At 64.2% G+C, this 19,630-nt stretch carries 14 protein-coding genes and 1 tRNA gene; 4 read left to right on the plus strand and 11 right to left on the minus strand.

The features are described 5' to 3' along the window. Positions 1–175 precede the first annotated feature (175 nt). Both NX780_RS14785 and NX780_RS14790 read right to left on the minus strand, forming a co-directional pair. Positions 176–2,032: a hypothetical protein gene (locus tag NX780_RS14785; RefSeq protein WP_258828639.1), complete on the minus strand. Its 1,857-nt coding sequence runs from the start codon at positions 2,030–2,032 to the stop codon at positions 176–178. A gap of 79 nt (positions 2,033–2,111) precedes the next feature. After that, positions 2,112–3,107, minus strand: a complete 996-nt coding sequence (locus tag NX780_RS14790; RefSeq protein ID WP_258828640.1) for a LacI family DNA-binding transcriptional regulator — start codon at positions 3,105–3,107, stop codon at positions 2,112–2,114. Between the two features lie 184 nt (positions 3,108–3,291). On the opposite strand from NX780_RS14790, the gene NX780_RS14795 reads away from it, so the two are divergent. Continuing rightward, the gene (locus NX780_RS14795) at positions 3,292–4,116 is read left to right on the plus strand and encodes an NAD-dependent epimerase/dehydratase family protein (RefSeq protein ID WP_258828641.1); all 825 of its coding nucleotides are present in this window, start codon (positions 3,292–3,294) and stop codon (positions 4,114–4,116) included. Positions 4,117–4,228: 112 nt separating this feature from the next. Here the strand turns inward: NX780_RS14795 and NX780_RS14800 are convergent, their stop codons facing one another. The 7 genes from NX780_RS14800 to NX780_RS14830 all read right to left on the minus strand — a co-directional run bounded on the left by NX780_RS14800 (position 4,229) and on the right by NX780_RS14830 (position 12,192). Further along, a complete protein-coding gene (locus tag NX780_RS14800; RefSeq protein WP_258828642.1) occupies positions 4,229–6,748 on the minus strand; it encodes a TonB-dependent receptor in 2,520 nt (839 codons plus the stop codon). 80 nt (positions 6,749–6,828) lie between these two features. Beyond that, positions 6,829–8,037 (minus strand): glycoside hydrolase family 88 protein, encoded by a 1,209-nt coding sequence (locus tag NX780_RS14805; RefSeq protein WP_258828643.1) that lies wholly within the window; start codon positions 8,035–8,037, stop codon positions 6,829–6,831. Positions 8,038–8,427: 390 nt separating this feature from the next. Next, on the minus strand, positions 8,428–8,700 hold the full coding sequence (locus tag NX780_RS14810; protein WP_258828644.1) for a hypothetical protein: 273 nt from the start codon (positions 8,698–8,700) through the stop codon (positions 8,428–8,430). A 256-nt stretch (positions 8,701–8,956) separates the two neighbouring features. Then, positions 8,957–9,032: transfer RNA gene (locus tag NX780_RS14815), tRNA-His, on the minus strand. A gap of 75 nt (positions 9,033–9,107) precedes the next feature. Further along, complete coding sequence (gene murI / locus NX780_RS14820) at positions 9,108–9,977, minus strand: glutamate racemase (RefSeq protein WP_258828645.1); 870 nt, start codon at positions 9,975–9,977, stop codon at positions 9,108–9,110. A 55-nt stretch (positions 9,978–10,032) separates the two neighbouring features. Then, a complete protein-coding gene (locus NX780_RS14825) occupies positions 10,033–11,568 on the minus strand; it encodes a fumarate hydratase (protein ID WP_258828646.1) in 1,536 nt (511 codons plus the stop codon). 21 nt (positions 11,569–11,589) lie between these two features. Then, entirely contained in the window at positions 11,590–12,192 is a 603-nt protein-coding gene (locus NX780_RS14830) for a TIGR00645 family protein (RefSeq protein ID WP_258828647.1), read from the minus strand. Positions 12,193–12,402: 210 nt separating this feature from the next. Between NX780_RS14830 and acs the strand changes: the two genes are divergently transcribed. Beyond that, positions 12,403–14,397: an acetate--CoA ligase gene (acs, locus tag NX780_RS14835; protein WP_258828648.1), complete on the plus strand. Its 1,995-nt coding sequence runs from the start codon at positions 12,403–12,405 to the stop codon at positions 14,395–14,397. A 194-nt stretch (positions 14,398–14,591) separates the two neighbouring features. Here acs and NX780_RS14840 read toward each other — a convergent pair whose 3' ends face one another. Further along, positions 14,592–14,912, minus strand: a complete 321-nt coding sequence (locus tag NX780_RS14840) for a KTSC domain-containing protein (RefSeq protein WP_258828649.1) — start codon at positions 14,910–14,912, stop codon at positions 14,592–14,594. Positions 14,913–15,075: 163 nt separating this feature from the next. Between NX780_RS14840 and NX780_RS14845 the strand changes: the two genes are divergently transcribed. Continuing rightward, complete coding sequence (locus NX780_RS14845; RefSeq protein ID WP_258828650.1) at positions 15,076–16,005, plus strand: esterase/lipase family protein; 930 nt, start codon at positions 15,076–15,078, stop codon at positions 16,003–16,005. After that, a complete protein-coding gene (locus NX780_RS14850; RefSeq protein ID WP_258828651.1) occupies positions 16,002–16,931 on the plus strand; it encodes a lipase secretion chaperone in 930 nt (309 codons plus the stop codon). Before NX780_RS14845 ends, NX780_RS14850 begins: the two co-directional genes overlap by 4 nt. A 2-nt stretch (positions 16,932–16,933) precedes the next feature. On the opposite strand, the gene NX780_RS14855 is transcribed toward NX780_RS14850, so the two are convergent. Further along, on the minus strand, positions 16,934–19,615 hold the full coding sequence (locus NX780_RS14855; RefSeq protein ID WP_258828652.1) for a polysaccharide deacetylase family protein: 2,682 nt from the start codon (positions 19,613–19,615) through the stop codon (positions 16,934–16,936). Positions 19,616–19,630 lie beyond the last annotated feature (15 nt).

Consider the following 19,630-nt stretch of genomic DNA (forward strand, 5'->3'; position numbering starts at 1 on the left):
CTTCGCCGTGCGCGCGTTCAACTACACGATGCAATGAGGCGCATCGTCCATCTCTGGGCTGGTTGAACGCGCGTTCGGCGAAGCCGAACACCCTACAAAAAAAGCCCGACGCAGCATTCCTGCCGGTCGGGCCTGAACGCGGGTCCAGCCCCGCAGGAGAGTGCTCCCGTCAGCCTTACTGCTGCTTGTCCCCGTAACGGATGGTCCAGCTCACTACGAGCGGCTCGCGCATGCTGAAGGCGCCGCTGGCGCAGCTGACGACCGTCTGCATCTGGCCGTAAGGCGCGCGCCACTCAAGGCTGCCGTCCGCCGGCTCCGCCTTGCACGACGCCAGCCCGCCAACCTCGAAGGCCTGCACCGCGCCCTCCTTGAAACGCACCGTGTTTCCATTCACGGTGGCGCCTCCCGAGAAGGAGCCGAATTCCAGCGTCAGCTTCCTGATGTCGAGCGGCGAGGCCGGCGTGTAGCGGTCGGTGCGCGTGATCGCGCCCGGCTGCAGGCTGTAGCGCGTTTCTACCTTGATGCGCGCGTCAGGCACCGGCACGTTCTTGCCGAGACGGGTGAGGGCGTCCTGGTGATACGTCACCAGCTGGCCGGCGCCCTGTGGCTTGGCTTCGATATCCTTCATCCAGGCCGTCGCAATCAGCTCGCTGCCGTCCGCCAGCGTGAACTTCGGCATCAGCTGCGGATGCGCGTAGCCGCTGTCGGCCACGCCCGCCACGACATCGTGCGCGAAGGGCAGCGGGTAATAGGGGCTGTTCGCATGCTGGCTCTGGCCGCCGTTGATGATCGACAGGCTGAACACATGGCCCTTGTCGCGCCAGATGCCCAGCGCCCGGTCATGTTCGCCGCGCGCGAAGCGCGTCAGGGAAAACTTCGGGCGCGTGCGTTCGAGCCAGGCGGCCAGGTCCTGGCGCGGCGCCACGTCCTTCATGCCGGCCCTGTTCCACATCTCGTTGGTGGCGATCAGCTGGTGCAGCAGCGAGAAGTTCTCGCCCAGGATGCGGTGTTTGCCGCGGTAGGTGTCGGTGCGGCGTCCGCCGTTCCACATGTCGACCGAGTGCATGCCCGGCTGGTACCAGAAGCGCATGTAGCGCTCGGCGATGCGCGCGGAGTAGGCGTAGGCGTATTCCTTTTCCTCGGGCGAGAGCACGCCGAGATACGCGGCGGTCGACAGGATCTCCAGCATCGCGGTCTCGCCATACGGGCCCAGGCTGCGGCCCATGGTGAAGCCGGTGCCATCGCTTGTTGCGCTGTTCAGGGCCACTTCGGCCGACTTGCGCAGCAGGGCTTTCAGTTCCGGCGTGACTTCCAGGCCGGTCTCGATGAAGCGCTCGCAGATCTCGGCGGCGAGCAGGATGCTGTAGCGGTCGAAGCGTCCCTGGCCATCGGTTTCGTCGCTGAAGCCGTATTCGCCCGAATAGGTGGCGTAGTGCTTGAGCATCTTGTCCAGCAGGACCTCGCCCGAGGTGCCGTCTTCCCAGCCCATCAGCATGCGCAGGCGCGCGATGCTGAAGGCAACGCCATAGTAGTTGGTCGGCAGGTCGATCAGTTCATAACTCGGCAGCCGCACGAAGGTGCGCCAGTCGAGGCGCTTGCGCAGGGTCTCCAGCGTGGCGGGACGTACCGCGCGCTCGAGCAGGCCGGCCTGCTTCAGGCGATGCAGGGCGCCGATGTAATAGTAGATGCCCCAGGTGTCGTTCGCCATGCCGATGGTGAGGTCGGCCAGGTCGGCGTAGTCGCACAGCATGCCGGGCAGGCGCGGGTCGTTCGCCGGCAGGTGGACCAGCAGGTCCGCCAGGCCCGTGGCGATTTTCCCGGGCAGGAATTTGTCTTTGCTCTTGAGGGCGGCCTGGCCGTCCATCGTGATGCCATCCTTTTCCTTCGCCAGCTTCTGGAACAGGTAGTCGAGCTGGGGATAGGCTTGCTCGACGCTCTTCTGCAAGGGCGGCGTGGCTTGCGCGGGCGCGGCGTGGACGATGGCAGGGGCGGCCAGCAAGGCGGTCGCCAGGAAGGGCAAGGCATGGCGCATCAATCGTGTCTCCGGTGTTGTTAAACGTTTTCCTAAATATAGGCGAACAGTTCCGGAAAGTAAAGCGATGCGCGCGGGTTCAGCGCTGGCGGGCGATGGTCGAGGAGCGCAGCACCAGCTGTGGGGCGACCTTGGTGAGCTTGTCCACCTGCTCGCCGCGGATCACCGAGAGCAGCTTGCTCATGGCGGTGGCGCCCATGCGCTCGCTCTGCAGGTCGACCGTGGTGAGTGCCGGCGTCACGTACTTCCCGTAGGGGATGTTGTCGAAGCCGACCACCGACAGGTCGCGCGGGATCGACAGGCCCAGGCTGGCCGCTTCCTTCATGAAGCCGAGCGCCATCAGGTCGTTGTAGCAGATCACTGCATCGGGGCGGCTGGCGCCCAGCACGATGTTCGAGCACATGCGCTCGCCTTCAAGCATGGAGGGGCCTTCGGCATCGAAGACGGCGAGCGGCAGGCCGGCAGCGTCGAGGCACTCGCGGATGCCGCCCAGGCGCTCCTCGTCGCGGCGCGACTTGGAAAAGCCGAGGTAGGCGATGCGCTGGTGCCCGAGCATGCGCAGGTGCTGGGCCAGCATGAAGGCGCCGCCGTGGTCGTCGCTGGCCACGGTGGGCAAGGGCAGTTCGTTCAGCGAACCGAAGAACACCAGCGGCTTGTCGATCTCGGCCATCCAGCCCATCTCGTGCTCGCGCAGGCGCGAGGACACGATCAGTCCGTCCACGCGCCGGCTCAGGTCTTCCAGCGTGCGGCGCTCGCGGCTCGGGGTCTCCTCGGTATCGACCAGCACCACCGAATACTCGTGGTCGTGGGCGACGCGGTTGGCGCCTTTCAGGATGCTGGAGAAGTGCGGGTTGGTCACGTCGAGCACCGACAGGCCGATGGTGTTGGTGCGCCCCGTGATCATGGACTTCGCGAGCGGATTGGACTTGTAGCCCAGGCTGGCGATGGCCGCATCCAGCGCCGCCTCGACCTTGGGCGAAAAGCGCTGCGCACCGTTGATGTACTTGGACACCGTGGCGGTGGACACCTGGGCGGCTGCGGCGACGTCGCGGATGGTCGGGGCGGAGCTTTTCATTGGGCGGGTAATCGTTATTTGACCCGGCATCTTATCATGCTGCGGCCATGCTAAACGGGCATTTTCCCTAGGTGCAAAGCGGTCCAGCCACTTTCCGGGCGCCTTGGCCGCCATTGACGCCCGGTGCCGTTCCGCTATACTTGAGTTAAACGTTTAACTTACCTATTACACCACTGGAGACCCCATGACTGAAGAGACACTGCGCAAGCCCTTCCACCGCCTGTTGCTGACCGGGGCGGGCGGCGGCCTCGGCACCGTGCTGCGCGAGCGCATCAAACCCTGGGCCGACATCGTTCGCCTCAGCGACGTGAAGGTGATCGCCCCGGCTGGCCCCAACGAGGAAGTCATGCAGTGCGACCTGGCCGACCGCGAGGCCGTGCTGTCCCTGCTCGAGGGCGTGGACGCCGTGCTGCACTTCGGCGGCGTCTCGGTCGAGGAACAGGTCGACAAGATCGTCCAGGCCAACATCGTCGGCCTGCACCATTTGTACGAAGCGGTGCACAAGCAGGGGATCAAGCGCGTGATCTACGCCAGCTCCAGCCACGTGGTCGGCTTCTACCCGACCACGCAGGTGATCGACGCCGGCGCTCCCTTGCGTCCGGACTGTATCTACGGCGTCTCGAAGTGCTTCGGCGAAGCCCTGTCGCGCTACTACTACGACCGCTTCGGCATCGAGACCGTCTGCCTGCGCATCGGCTCTTCTTTCGACGAGCCGCGCAATGCGCGCATGATGACCACCTTCCTCGCCTACGACGACCTGGTCGAACTGGTGCGCTGCGCCCTGTTCACGCCGCGCGTCGGCCACACCATCACCTTCGGCGTCTCGGACAACAAGACGAAGTGGTGGGACAACCGCCTGGCGGCCCACCTGGGCTACGTGCCCCAGCGCAGCTCGCGCGAATTCGCGGAGCGTTTCCCGCAGAGTGGGGAATGGCCGGGCAAGGAGGATGTCACCGCGACCTACCAGGGCGGTCCTTTTGTCCTGGCAGGCCCGATTTACAAGGACTGATCTCGTATGGTGGGCGGCTCCCGCCCACCCTGCAAAAACGCGGCGCCCATTTTCATGGGGCGCCGCGTTTTCATTTTGGCGGGACGGTGTCGCCACCGTCCCGGATCACCGCTTAGAACTTCACATCCAGCTTCACGCTGAAGTAGCGGAACACGTCGCGCGGCGGCACCCAGCTGTCCACCGTGATGCTCGGCGAGGTCGAGGTCGGTCCTTCCCGGAAGCTCGGGCCGCTCGCATTCGCGTTCGGGATGTAGAACTTGTCGAACAGGTTCTTCACCTGGAAGCTCAGGCGCCAGCGGTCCTTGTTCTCGCGCAGGCCGAAGCCCAGGTCGGCGATCGTGTAGCTGTCGTTGACCGAGCGCGGATCGTTGTTGATGTTGGTCTGGTAGTCGCTCTGGTAGCGCACGTTGCCGTTGATGAAGGCCCGGAACGGCAGGCTGTCGAAGCGAAGGTCGTAGTTGCTGCCGATATTGACCTTGATCTTCGGCGTGCCCGGGAAGATGCCGCCCGTCAGGTCCTGGATGCCGGTGGTCGAGCCGGGACGGATCGGGAAGCAGGCGCGGTTCCAGCCGCCCAGCGAACCGCCTTCACCCAGGGTGCTGCCTGGCAGCGCCGGGTTGGTGTTGTCGCGGTAGCAGGGGCCGCCCTTCCAGTCGTTGATGGTGGGGCGGGTGTAGGCGAACGCGGCGTTCACCGACCAGCCGGTCGCGAGCAGCATGTTGGCGTCGATCTCGACCCCCTTGGTGCCGATTTCCGGAATCGAATTCAGCTGGGTATAGATGGTCGGATCGTCCGGCAGCACGAAGGAGGTGTTCTGCTGGTAGTGCTTGAAGTCGGTCTTGTAGACGACCGCGGCCAGCGACATGCGGTTGTTGAACAGGTTGGCCTTGGCGCCCAGCTCGTAGGTGCGGCTGGTTTCCGGATCGACCGGGAAGGCGGCCGACGCCTTCAGGCCACTGGTCACGTCATAGGCCTTGCCCTTGTGGCCGGTGGCGGTCATGGCGTACACCATCCAGTCCTTGTTGAGCTGCTTCTGGATGCTCAGCTTGCCGGTGGTGGCCCAGTCTTCGTTGCCGCTGCTGGAGAACACGTCCACGCCCACCGGACCCGGCACGAAGCTCGCGCGGTCCAGCTGGTCGGTGTAGAAGTTGCGCTCGTAGTTGAAGCCCGATTCCTCGAGGTTGCGGCGCAGGCCGGCGACCAGGGTCCAGGTGGGAGCGAAGTCCCAGCTGGCCTGGCCGAACACGGCCTTGTTGACGTTGTAGATGTCGGTGTAATAGTTGGTCGGGCTGGACGGCGAGTTGGCCGCGCACCTGGTCGGCGCGACGCAGAAGCCGCGGATGAAGTGGCGCTCGATCTCGTTGCGCGCCCACCAGAGGCCGGCCACGTAGCGCAGCGTGCCCGCATCCGGCGAGACCAGGCGGATCTCCTGGGTCTTCGAGCGGATGTCGTAGGTGCCGAACTGGTTGTTGCCGACCGTGGGCACGGTTTCGCCCGGGCGGGTGAGGGTGGGCACGTCGGTGAAGTCCTGGTCGCGCGAGTCGTTTGCCTTGTAGCGCTGGTACGAGGTGATCGACATCAGGGTCGCGTCGTTCGGCAACGTGTACGAGAACTTCAGGCCGGTTCCCGTGGTGCGCGAGCTGATCCCGGTCGGGAAGTCGCGCCGTACGTAGCGGTTGCGCGGATTGGTCGGATCGATCCCTGCCAGGACCTGGCTGGCCGGCAGCAGCCGGTTGCCGTTCATGTAGGCGTTGTTGATATCGACCGGAATGCGGGTCAGGTTGCCCGCTTCGCGCGAGCCGGTGGTGCGGTAGAAGCCGTTCACCGCCGTCACGCCGCGCGTGTTTTCCTGCTCGTTATACTGCGGCATGAAGTCGATGTCGAGGTTCCGGATCGGGGTCCAGCTGAACTTCGCCATCAGGGTCTTGCCGGAAGATCCGTTCACCTTCTTGCCGTCGGTGAGGTTGGTGAAGTTGCCCGGCATGTCGCTCTTGTTCGCGGCGATGCGCATGGCGAAGGTATCGGTGAAGCGTCCGCCCATCGAGGCGGCCAGGCGCCATTCGTGGTCGTTGGTGTAGTAGGCACTGCCGCGGTAGGTGACCGGGCCGCTGATCGGCTTGGTCACGATATTGATCGCGCCGGCCACCGCCGACTTGCCGAACAGGGTGCTCTGCGGGCCTTTCAGCACTTCGACGCGGGCCACGTCGGCCAGGTCGCGGAAGGCCTGGAACTGCACCGCGATCGGAATGTCGTCCAGGATCACCGAGACGTCCGACTCCACGCCGATACCCACTGAGACGGTGCCGATGCCGCGCATGAACAGCGCGTTGTTGGCGGCCGTGGTGCCCGAGGCCTGCGTCAGAGACGGGGTGAGGGCGATGACGTCCTCGATTTCGCGCACGTTATTGCGCTGCAGTTCCTCTTCCGAGAGGACCGAGATCGCCATCGGCACGCTCTCCAGCTTCTCGACGCGCTTGTTGGCGGTGACGACCACCGACTGCAGCTGGTTCGGGTTCGGCTGCGCCTCCTGCGCCTCCTGCGCGTAGACCGGGACGGCCCATTGTGCGACGGCGATGGCGACGACCGCTGCAACCGGTTTCACCGCGAAGTAATCGTTTCTGTTCTTGTCCAACGTTGTCTCCTTAATTCAAGAAAAGGTGCCAGGCCCGGGTGGCGATCCCTGTTGCGATCGATCCCGGTGCTCCGGATGCGTCAATGTGTTGCGCTGGCGGCCTTCAGGCGCAGCAATGCTTCGAGAAAGTAGTAGTCGGCGTAGTTGAGCGGCACGTCGATTTCCTTGCCGGCCGGTTTGTGTCCGGTCGCGTGCTTGAGCAGGAAGCCGCCGTTCTCGCCCGTCGCTGCAAGGTAGGCCGGGGAGGCGAGGCTGCGCAGCTGGGCAGTGGCGAAGTCGCGGTACTTTTGGGCAGTGGCCTTGTCGGAGAAACCGGCGAGTTCCAGCAAGGCGGAGGCGGTGATGGCGGCGGCCGAGCTGTCGCGCGGGGCGTTGGGAATGGCGGCGTCGTCGAAGTCCCAGTACGGGACCTTGTCTTGAGGGAGGCGCGGGTGGTTCATGAAGAAGGCCGCGATTTTATGCGCCTGCTGCAGGTATTCGGGCTTTTTCGTCTCGCGATACATCATGGTGTAGCCGTACAGGGCCCAGGCCTGGCCGCGCGCCCAGCTCGACGAATCCGCGTTGCCCTGCACCGTGACCTTGCCGCGGATGGCGCCGGTTTGCGGATCGTAGTCGACCAGGTGCACGCTCGAACCGTCGGGACGGAAGTGGTTCTTGATCGTGGTGTCGGCGTGGGTGAGGGCGACGTCGCGGTAGTACGGTTCCTTGGCTTCGCGGGCCGACCAGGTCAGGAGCTCCAGGTTCATCATGTTGTCGATGATGACGGGGAAGGCCCAGGTGCTGTTCTTCCACAGGTCCCAGGACTGGATGCTGCCGACCTTGGGGTTGTAGCGGGTGACCAGCGTGGTGGCGCCGGCCAGCAGGGCGTCGCGGTAGTTCGGGTTCTTGGTGAGGCGGTAGCCGTTGCCGTAGCTGGCGCCGAGCATGAAGCCGAGGTCGTGCTGGGTCTTGTCGAACTTGGCGGGGGCCATGCGGGCCGTGTAGTCCTGGGCGGCGGCGCGCCACTTCTTGTCGCCGGTCGCTTCGAACAGGTACCACAGGGAGCCGGGGAAGAAGCCGGAGGTCCAGTCGCGCACGCCGACCAGTTTGACTTCACCATTCTCGACGGTGCGGGGGAAGCCTTCCTTCGATTGCACCTTGGGGAGCAAGGTCGCGTACTGCTTGGCGGCGGCGTCGATGCCGCGCTTGACCAGGGCGGCGGTCGATTCGTTGGCGGGCTGGGCAAATGCAGGTGCTGCGGCGAGCAGGGCGATGCCTGCAAGCAGGGTGCGCGCGTTGTTTCGCGTCATTGATGTCTCCTGTTTGTTCTTCTGCTTGCATAAATCGTAATCACATCAACTAGCGAAGTCAACAAAATTAGGAAAACGCTTAACTAAGTTTTTTGTGTGCCTCCTTGACTGTAAAAACTATGATCTTTCCGCTGAGGTCTATGACCTTTGTGAGAAAACGTTTTTGCAAGCATTTTTCACTCTGGGAGCGGGTGCCGGCGTGGAGATGACACAGGGTGTCCGAGGGGCGACAACGCGTCGCTTTGGAAACGTTGCCATTTCGCCACAGATGCGCAAGTCGGGCTGGCGAATATGTCAGGCCTCTTGCTTTGGAAGGGGGGGGGCTTGTATCGGCTTGTTCGATACATGCCCGCAAGGCGGGCATGTTGTTGCGGAAGGCGGCGACTGGTTTCACTCAAGCCACAGGCGGCCTCCCGTGATGCGAATCGCCCGGTAGCCAGGCTGCTCCAGGTCCTTCCTGAGCACGCGACATTCATGGTGGGCGATGCGATAGCCATCCAGCGCGATCGACAACTCGATGTCGTACTCTTCTCCGAAATGCTTGTAGAACAATACACCGGAGCCGCTCTCGACCAGGTCGAAATCTTCGACCGCCAGATTGGCCACCACCAAGTGGCCGGTGATGTGCTCCTGTTCAACCCGCAGGTATCCACGCGTATTCATGCATCCTCCTATTCGACTCATGAGCGCCAGCCGACTGGCCCGAATGCAGGCATTCATCGACGGCGCCAACACATCGCAGCAGGGCGCTGCGACAACTATGCAAGGAATATGGCCGAAGACTTGTTCGGCTTGAGGAGCACTACGGGAGCCTCGTGGTCGTCACCAAGCGGTGAGCATTCTAGTCCGCGGGTCCAGAACCCGGGTTGGCTGATAAAGCAAAAAGCCCAGTCGCGAAACTGGGCTGATGCTGAATTCTTGGGGTGGCTGATGGGACTCGAACCCACGACAACAGGAATCACAATCCTGGACTCTACCAACTGAGCTACAGCCACCACTGACTTGCTTCTTTGTCTCGCTGTTTCCGAGACAGAACAAGATTATACAAAGGTCTAAGCGAACTGGCAAATCTAAATGTGTTGTGCGGTCGAGCCGGGCTGCGGAAGGCTGATTTCGACCTCGTGCACGGACGGGTCCTGACCCAGCAGGGTATTGAAGGATGCCCGCAGCGCTTCTCCGCTCGCAGTGGTGAAGCCGCTAAGGCCGGACGGCTGGCCGCCCGCTCCGCGCAGCAGCTTCGAGGCGTCCAGCAGCCGCGCCAGCTGGCGGGCGACGGCGTCGCCGGTGTCGATCAGCGCCACCTCCACATCCGTATGGCGCCGCACCACAGCTTCGATCGAGGCCTGGACCAGGGGATAATGGGTGCAGCCGAGCACCAGGGTGTCCGCGCCTTGCGCCAGCAGTGGCGCGATGTAGCGTTCCAGCATGGCGTCGAGCGCAGGCGCGCCCGGTTCGCCGAATTCGATCTGGTCGGCCAGGCCCACGCAGGGCTGGAGCAGGAAGCGGGCGCCGGTCGCAGCGACGATCTGGTCGCGCAGCAGCAGGAATTTTTCGCCGGCGAGGGTGCGCTCGGTGGCCAGCACGCCCACCAGGCCGTTGCGGGTCGCGGCAGCGCCTGGCTTCAGTCCCGGCTCGACGCCGACGATCGGCATGTCGGGATAGTGTTCGCGCAGGATGCGCACGGCGGCGATGGTGGCGGTGTTGCAGGCTACGACCAGCGCCTTGGCGCCGCGTGACACCAGGAAGGCGCCGATGCCCAGCACGCGCTCGATGAGGACGTTCTCTGGCTTGCCGCCGTAGGGGGCGAAGGCGGTGTCGGCGAAGTACAGGAGATGCTCATGCGGCAGCTGCGCCTGGATGTGGCGCAGGACCGAGAGCCCGCCGACGCCCGAGTCAAAAATGCCGATGGGGGCGTCGTTGTGACGGGTTGGAAAAGCCATGATGGCGGCGCTCAGGGGAGTTGGACGCGCGGACGGCAAAGCCGTCCACCCTACGTTAGCCTGCGGTGACTGGAATGCCCTTCAGCGACTCGATCTTCGCCGACCATTCCTTCGGACCGGTGTTGTGCACCGAGGTGCCGGTGGCGTCGACGGCGACGGTGACCGGCATGTCGGTCACGTCGAACTCGTAGATCGCTTCCATGCCCAGGTCTTCGAAACCGACCACCTTGGCCGACTTGATCGCCTTCGAGACCAGGTAGGCCGAGCCGCCGACCGCCATCAGGTAGGCCGACTTGTGCTTCTGGATCGATTCGATCGCCGCCGGGCCGCGCTCGGCCTTGCCGATCATCGAGATCAGGCCGGTCTTCTCCAGCATCATGTCGGTGAACTTGTCCATGCGGGTCGCGGTGGTCGGACCTGCCGGGCCGACGACCTCATCGCCCACCGGGTCGACCGGGCCGACGTAGTAGATCACGCGGTTGGTGAAGTCCACCGGCAGCGGCGTACCCTTGGCCAGCATGTCCTGGATGCGCTTGTGCGCGGCATCCCGGCCGGTCAGCATCTTGCCGTTCAGGAGCAGGGTCTGGCCCGGCTTCCACGAAGCGACTTCCTCTTTGGTGAGGGTGTTCAGGTCGACGCGCTTGGACTTCTCGGTGTCCGGGGTCCAGTGCACTTCCGGCCAGGTGGAGAGCGCCGGCGGTTCGATGTAGGCCGGGCCGGAGCCATCCAGCACGAAGTGGGCGTGGCGGGTGGCGGCGCAGTTCGGGATCATCGCCACGGGCTTCGAGGCCGCGTGGGTCGGGTACATATTGATCTTCACGTCCAGCACGGTGGTGAGACCGCCCAGGCCCTGGGCGCCGATGCCCAGCGCGTTGATCTTGTCGCACAGTTCGATACGCAGTTCTTCCAGCTTGTTCTGCGGGCCGCGCTGCTTCAGCTCGTACATGTCGATGTCTTCCATCAGCGACTCTTTCGCCATCAGCATCGCCTTCTCGGCGGTGCCGCCGATGCCGATGCCGAGCATGCCCGGCGGGCACCAGCCCGCGCCCATCAGGGGCACGGTCTTGATGACCCAGTCCACCAGCGAGTCGGACGGGTTCAGCATGACGAACTTGGTCTTGTTCTCCGAGCCGCCGCCCTTGGCAGCCAGTTTCACGTCGACGGTGTCGCCTTCGACCAGTTCCATGTGGACCACGGCCGGGGTGTTGTCCTTGGTGTTCTTGCGCTCGAAGTGCGGGTCGGCCACGATCGAGGCGCGCAGCTTGTTGTCGGCGAAGCCGTAGGCGCGGCGCACGCCTTCATTGACGGCGTCGGTGACCGAACCGGTGAAGCCTTCGAAGCGCACGTTCATGCCGATCTTGAGGAACACGTTGACGATGCCGGTGTCCTGGCAGATCGGGCGCTTGCCCTCGGCGCACATGCGCGAGTTGGTCAGGATCTGCGCGATGGCGTCCTTCGCCGCCGCACTTTGCTCGGTCTCATACGCGCGCGCCAGGTGCTGGATATAGTCGGCCGGGTGGTAGTAGCTGATGTACTGGAGGGCTGCCGCGACCGATTCGATGAGGTCGCTCTGGGTGATAACGGTTGCCATAAAGTTCTCGATCAGGAGGGATTAGTGTTTCGAATGCGTGGTCATGACGATGCGGTCGGTATAGGCGATGGCCATGGCCGACAGCAGGAAAGCCAGGTGGATGATGGTTTGCCACATCATGGTTTCCGGCTTGTAGTTCGCCGCATTGATGAAGGTCTTCAGCAGGTGGATCGACGAGATGCCGATGATCGCCATCGCCAGTTTCGTCTTGAGTACGGAAGCATTCACATGCGACAGCCATTCGGGCTGGTCCGGGTGTCCTTCGAGGTGCATGCGCGAGACGAAGGTTTCGTAGCCGCCCACGATGACCATGATCAAGAGGTTCGAGATCATGACCACGTCGATCAGGCCCAGCACCACCAGCATGATGGTCGTTTCGGTCAGCTTGGTCGGACGCACGGCGCCAGGAACCGTCACGACGTCCAGGATGTGCTGCAGCGAGGCGGCATTGCCCATGGCCGCACCGATCAGGTCCTTCAGCTCGACCCAGAAATGGAACACGTAAACGCACTGCGCCAGGATCAGGCCGAGATAAAGCGGCAGCTGCAGCCAGCGGCTGGCGAAGATCAGGTTGTTCAGGGGGCTGAGTTTCTTTGCTTCGTTCGGGGGAATTAACTGCGCCATCGAGATGCGGGCTCCTGGATGCTGGATAAATTACAGCCGAGCATTCTACACCCGTCCGCCCGTCCTTTGCCGGTTCTTCGCCGCTTTGCAGCAAGGTTGGTAGAATGCTATTCGACCAGCGGGCGTATGAAAAAAGCCATGTAAGGGCTCAGTAAGCGAGCGCCCCTAAGGTGTCCGGTAAAAGTAAAACTTACTACTATGGAGACTAGTATGGCCGAGAACGAGAGCAATCAAGAATTCACGCTGCAGGAAAACCGCGTGTTCCCACCGCCGGCCGAATTCGCCGGCAAGGCCGCGATCTCCGGCATGGAAGCCTACGAAAAATTGTGCGCTGAAGCAGCGAGCGACTACGAGGGTTTCTGGGCACGCCTGGCGCGTGAACACATCGATTGGCACAAGCCCTTCACCACCACCCTCGACGAATCGAACGCACCGTTCTACAAATGGTTCGCCGACGGCCAGCTGAACGCGTCGTACAACAGCCTCGACCGCAACCTCACGAACGGCAACGCGGATAAAACCGCCATCATCTTCGAGGCGGACGATGGCACCGTTACCAAGGCCACCTACCGCGAGCTGCATGCCCGCGTCTGCCAGTTCGCCAACGGACTGAAATCGCGCGGCATCAAGAAGGGCGACCGCGTCATCATCTACATGTCGATGTCGATCGAAGGCGTCGCCGCCATGCAGGCCTGCGCCCGCATCGGCGCCACCCACTCGGTGGTGTTCGGCGGCTTCTCGGCGAAATCGCTGCAGGAACGCATCATCGACGCCGGCGCCGTGGCCGTCATCACGGCCGACGAACAGCGCCGCGGCGGCAAGTCGCTGCCACTGAAAGCCATCGTCGACGAGGCGCTGGCGCTGGGCGGCTGCGACACCATCCGCGACGTCATCGTCTACAAGCGCACCGGCGGCGACATCGCCTTCAAGGAAGGCCGCGACATCTGGCTCAGCGACCTGATCGACAACCAGCCGACCGAATGCGAACCGGAGTGGGTCGACGCCGAGCACCCGCTGTTCATCCTCTACACCTCGGGCTCGACCGGCACCCCGAAGGGCGTCCAGCACTCGACCGGCGGCTTCCTGCTGTGGGCCGCGTTGACGATGAAATGGACCTTCGACATCAAGCCGGAAGACATCTACTGGTGCACCGCCGACATCGGCTGGGTCACGGGCCACACCTACATCGCCTACGGCCCGACCGCCGTCGGCGCCACGCAAGTGGTGTTCGAAGGCGTGCCGACCTTCCCGCACGCCGGCCGCTTCTGGGAAACCATCGCCAAGCACAAGGTCTCGATCTTCTACACCGCGCCGACTGCGATCCGTTCGCTGATCAAGGCGTCTGACGTGGACGAGAAAGTGCATCCGAAGAACTTCGATCTGTCGAGCCTGCGCCTGCTGGGTTCGGTCGGCGAGCCGATCAATCCGGAAGCCTGGATGTGGTACTACAAGAACGTCGGCCAGGAGCGCTGCCCGATCGTCGACACCTTCTGGCAGACCGAGACCGGCGGCCACATGATCACTCCGCTGCCGGGCGCGACCCCGCTGGTGCCGGGCTCCTGCACCTTGCCGCTGCCGGGCATCATGACCGCGATCGTGGACGAGTCCGGCAACGACGTGCCGAACGGGCAGGGCGGCATCCTGGTGGTGAAACGTCCGTGGCCGTCGATGATCCGTACCATCTGGAACAATCCGGACCGCTTCCGTACCAGCTACTTCCCGGACGAACTGGGTGGCAAATACTACCTGGCCGGCGACGGCGCCGTGCGCAACAAGGACACCGGCTACTTCACCATCACCGGCCGCATCGACGACGTGCTGAACGTGTCGGGTCACCGCATGGGCACGATGGAAATCGAATCGGCCCTGGTGGCGCACCCGATGGTCGCGGAAGCGGCGGTGGTCGGCAAGCCGGACGACACCACCGGCGAGGCGATCTGCGCCTTCGTGGTGCTGAAGCAGGCGCGTCCGAGCGGCGAGGATGCGAAGAAGCTGGCGACCGAGCTGCGCAACTGGGTGGCGAAGGAAATCGGCCCGATCGCCAAGCCGAAGGAAATCCGCTTCGGCGACAACCTGCCGAAGACCCGCTCCGGCAAGATCATGCGCCGCCTGCTGCGCGTGCTGGCCAAGGGCGAGAACATCACCCAGGACGTGTCGACCCTGGAGAATCCGGCGATCCTGGAGCAGCTCAAAGAGTCTGCCTGATTGCTCCAGTAAGCCAATGCCGGTCAAATAAGAGTTGCCGGGAAATCGTAGGGTGGGCGATCCCTCGCCCACGCGTTCAACTCACGGATGCCCTGTGGCGACGCACTTTCTTCTTGAACGCGTGGGCGGAGGACTCGCGGGGCCGCCCAGGCCCACCCTACAAATGCCGCGCCGTGCAAACGGCGCGGCATTTTTTATTCTTCGCCGGGCTGCTTGAACAGATCGTCGAGTGGATTCGGTTTCTTCGGCGCAGGGCCGGCGCCGAACAGCGCGTCCAGCTCCGCGCGCTGGCTGGCGACCGCCGCGCGCCCGCGCTTGCCCGCGAACTCCTCTTCGATATTGTCGCGGTAAAAACTCCAGGCGGCGCCAGAAGTCGAAAAGCGCTTCCATAGGTCGCTGCCGACGCCGGCGTAGTCGATGGCAGTGCCGTCGTCGAACTCCACCCGCAGGATGCGCTCCTTCGAATCGTAGCCGATGGCGCGCAGTTTCCCGGCATTGATGCGTTTCATTTCCATGGTGTATTTTTTTTAATTGCCATGCATGGATTATTGGGACAATCGGCTGTTACGGCAAGCGACCGCATGTCGTGCGGCGATGTTTTCTTGTTGAATTTATAATTTTCGCGCGCGCTAACTCAGCCGTACGGACACACAATACATTCGATCACACAGGAGACATATGAAGAAGACCTTCGCCAGATGGGCAGGTATGCTGTTGCTCGCCTTGTCCCTCGTCCCGGCATCCGCAGCCGCCGCCGGATATACCCAGACCAAGTATCCGATCATCCTCGTGCACGGCATGCTTGGCTGGAATTCCATCGGTCCCTATGAATACTGGTTCGGCATTCCCGGCGCCTTGCGGCGCGACGGTGCCCAGGTCTACGTGGCCCAGGTCTCGGCTGCCAACAGTACCGAAGTGCGGGGCGAGCAACTGCTTACTTACGTCAAGCAGGTCATGGCGGCAACGGGCGCCAAGAAGGTCAATCTGATCGGCCATAGCCATGGCGCGCCGACCGCGCGCTACGTGGCCTCGGTGGCGCCGGGGCTGGTGGCGTCCGTGACCAGCGTCGGCGGCGCCAACAAAGGCGTGCCGACGGCCGACATCATGCGCGGTGTGGCCGCGCCGGGATCGTATTCCGAGACGCTGCTGGTCTCGATCGTCGACGGCATCGCCAAGACCATCGCCTTCCTGTCCGGCGACCGCAATGCCCAGATGTCGGCAGCGGCGCTGGATTCGATGACCACTGTGGGTGCCGCCAAATTCAATGCCGCGCATCCCCAGGGCGTGCCGCGCACCGCTTGCGGGGAGGGTGATTACCAGGTCAACGGCGTCTACTATTTCTCCTGGAGCGGCGCACGGTCGCTGACCAACCTGATCGATCCGGTCGACGGTCCCTTGAAGCTGGCGTCGCTGGCCTTCGGCGGCGAAAAGAACGACGGGCTGGTGGGAAGCTGCTCCAGCCGTCTCGGGCGCGTGATCCGCGACGACTACGGCATGAACCACTTCGATGAAATCAACCAGGTGGCGGGCCTGGTCAACCTGTTCGAAACCAATCCGCTCACGGTCTACCGCCAGCACGCCAACCGCCTGCGCGAGATGGGCCTGTGAGCCTGCGCGCCACGTTCATCGGCGGCGCGGCATTCACGGCCGCGGTCGCGGCGGTGCTGTGGATGGCCGCCTTCGGACAAGGCGAACCCAGCGCGGCGCCAAGCGCGGTCGCCGTGGCGCCGCCCGCCAGGGCGTTCGCGCCCTCGCTGGAGGGCACCCGGCCGGACGGTGCGATCCGCGTTGCGCCCGACGACGGCATCGTCGTCGATGCGCAGCTGATCGCCCTGTTCGAGTATTACCTGAGCACGGTCGGGGAGAGGTCGCCAAGCGAGGTGCAGGCCCAGGTCGAGCGCGAACTGGACCGTACCCTGAGGCCGGCCGCAGCCGACGCGGCCAAGCGCGCGTTGGCGCGCTACCTGGCCTACAAGCGGGCGCTGGCCACATTGGAAGCGGGGCCGGGCCTCGCGGGGCCGGACGCGGCCTCGCTTGTGCGCCGGCTGGATGCGCTGGCTCGGGTGCGCGCGCAGTTCTTCACCAAAGCCGAGATCGCCGCGATCTTCGGGCAGGAAGACGCCGCGAACGCCGATGCCCTTGCGCGCATGCGAATCCGCGAAGACCAATCGCTGACGGCCCAGCAAAGGGAGGAACGCCTGGCCGTGCTGGACGCCAGCCTGCCGGCCGGGCTGCGCGAGGAGCGTGAGGCCCCGTTGAGGATCGCGCGCTTGCAGCAAGAGGCCGAGCGGATGCGCGCGGCAGGGGCGGCGGAAGAAGAAATCTTCCGCATGCGTGCCGAGGCCTTCGGCGCGGATGCCGCCGGCCGGCTGGCCGAGGTAGACCGGGAAGAAGCCGCCTGGCGGCAGCGGGTCGGGGCCTATCTCGCCCAGCGCAAGGGCTTGAGCGACGCAGCGGTGAGCGCGCTACGCAGCCGCATGTTCAGCGAAGAGGAACAGCGCCGCCTGCCGGTGTATGAGTCGGGACAGATGTGAGACTACAGCTTCTCCATCTGTTGCCGCGCATATCCCGCAGTTGGACTTTTCGGCGCAAGCTCCAGATACGTCTTGTACGCCCCCTTGGCCTTGTCGCCCTGGCCTGCCCGGGCATACGCGTCCCCGAGGTTCATGTAGGCGATCGCCCGTGAGGGATCCATCCGGATCGCATTCTCGAACCAGCGCGCCGCCTCGGTGAACTTCTCCTGCTTATAGAACACGAAGCCCAGGTTGTTGGCCGCCAGCGCAAAATCGGGCCGCAGCTTGAGCGCCTCGGTGAACTGCGCCTCCGCCTGCGCATACTGCTTCTCCTTGTAGAGCAGCAGCCCCTGGTCATTTGCCCGCTGCGCCTTCTGGCGGGCGGACACGGGCACCGCCGCCGGCGCCACCAGCTTGGTCTCGCCGCCCTGCAGGTCTTTCACGACCACCGCCGCGGCCGGCGCCGAGGCCTGGGCATCGAGCTTGGTATTCAGGGCGATCGCATCGTTCGACAGCTGCGCGGTGGACGTATTCAGGAACTCGCTTTCTTCCGGCAGTTCGAACACGAACTCGCCACCTTCCGATCCCGGCAGGCTGCCGAAAGCAGGCGTCTGCTGCGACACGCTCGACACCGCCGGGGCCACATAGGCCGCCAGTTCCGTGCCGGTGATCAGGCTGTCGCCGTTCAGGTCGGCCTTGCCGCCCAGGCCCTGCAGCAGCGTCCAGGTGAAGACGGAATGACCGTTCGGCCCGCCGTCCGACACCAGCTGGTCGCTGCCGCCCGCCGTCAGCATCTGGCGGCCCAGGCGTTTTGCGTTGTCGCGCAGGAAGGAGGCATTCGCCGCGCCGCGCGTGAGGCCCAGGCCGCTGTAGCAGGCGTCCATGACGAACAGCGCGTGCTTGGCCGGCAGGCTTTCCGCGATGTTCTGGATTTCGGTCATCGGAATGGCGTCCGTCGCCAGGTTGTTCGGGTCCGCATCGACCGGCACGATGTAGCCGAGGTCACGCCCCGAGCTCAGTTTGCGGGTGGCGCCATGGCCGGCGAAGAAGACGAAGATGCGGTCGTTCGGCTGTAGATTGCCGTGTGCCAGGCGGTCGTGGAAGGCGGACAGGATGCCGTTGCGGGTCGCGGCCTCGTTCTTGAGCGTGATCACGCGGTCGGGTGCGAAGCCGAATTTCTGCACCAGCATCTGTCCAACACCTTCGGCGTCTCGCACGGCATATTGCAGCTGAGGCCATTTCTGGTACTTGTCGATGCCGACCACGATGGCCCAGGAATTGGCGTAGCCCGTCGCCGCCGAGCGCTGTACCGGCGCCGGCGCGTTGGCGCCGGAGACCTTGAACGATTCGCCATCCCAGCCGGCGAACTGGTAACCCTCGGCCACCAGGCGGTCGAGGATGCTAGGGAGTGCCTTGACGGTGCGCTCGTGGATGTCGTGGAACAGGATGATGCCGCGACCCTCTTTATCGACGGTACGCAGCACGCGGTCCGCGATGGAGGAGGGCACCGGGTCGGCCCAGTCGAGCGAATCGATATTCCACATCACCGAGCGCAGGTGCGCATCTTCCAGCATTTGCATGCCTTCCTTGTTGCGCGCGCCGTAGGGGAAGCGGAACAGTTGCGAACGCTGCGGATCGACCGCCTTGAGCAGGGCGTCGGTATTCAGGATCTCGGCCTTCAGGTTGGCCCCGGTCTGTTTCGACAGTTGGGCGTGCGAGAAGCTGTGGTTGGCCAGCACATAGCCTGACTGCTTCAGTCGGCGCATCACGTCCGCGCCGCCGTTCAGCTTGGCCTTGCCCTGGGCGTCGAGCGAACCGATGTTGCGGCCGACGCTGAAGAAGATCGCCGGCGCGTTGTACTGCTTGAGGATGGCCGCGATTTCTTCGCTGTAGCGGCGGTGCGGGCCGTCGTCAAAAGTCAGCACCACGGTCTTCTTCGGCAGGGCCTTGCCGAAGATCTCGCCGTCCTCCGTGCCTGCCTGCGACGGTCCGGATGGCGCGGGCGCTTCCGGCCTGGCCGGGTAGGGGGCGATGACGCCGTAGTCCTTCAGGATGGCTTCGCGCTTGTACAGGGTTTTCAGGTAGGCGACGTAGCTGTCCCACTTCTCGCGCTTGAGCTGGATCGAGCGCGATTCGAATCGGCCGAACACCGCGCGGATTTCCTTCTCGTAGTTCCGTTCGATCTCCGCCAGCGCGTCGAGGTCTTCCGAAATACGTTTGTGCAGCTTGATCGCCGGCAGCGAGGAATCCTTGGCAACCTGCGCCAGCAGCGACTGCATCAGCTCGCGGAAGGCCAGGCGGTCGGCATCGTAGAGGCCTTCGCCGGATTCGACGTAATCGATCAGGGTACCGAGCGCATCGAAGCGCGCGGGATTGTTCGAGGTGAGGAGCTGGGCGAGGGCGGCGTCGACCTTGTCGATGCGTTCCTGGTTCTCGTGGAAGAGCTGCTGGCCGACGCGGTTGGCCTGGGCCCGTTCGTCGCTGGTCAAGCTCGCTTCGTCCTGTGTCAGTACGATGATCTTGCGGTAGGAGGCCAGCATGGTCTTCATGTCGGCCGAGATGGCGCTGACATCCATCGCCTGGCTGGCAGGCACGGTAGCGGCGGGGGCGGAAGAAGGGGACTTGAGGCTGACGATCCAGCTGCCGGCAGCGGCGCCGGCCGCCGCGACAGTGAAGACGACGTAATACAGGGCTTTGCGTTTCACAGCGTATCGATACCG

The sequence above is a fragment of the Massilia agri genome (assembly GCF_024753255.1).
Classification (GTDB): Bacteria; Pseudomonadota; Gammaproteobacteria; order Burkholderiales; family Burkholderiaceae_D; genus Telluria; species Telluria agri.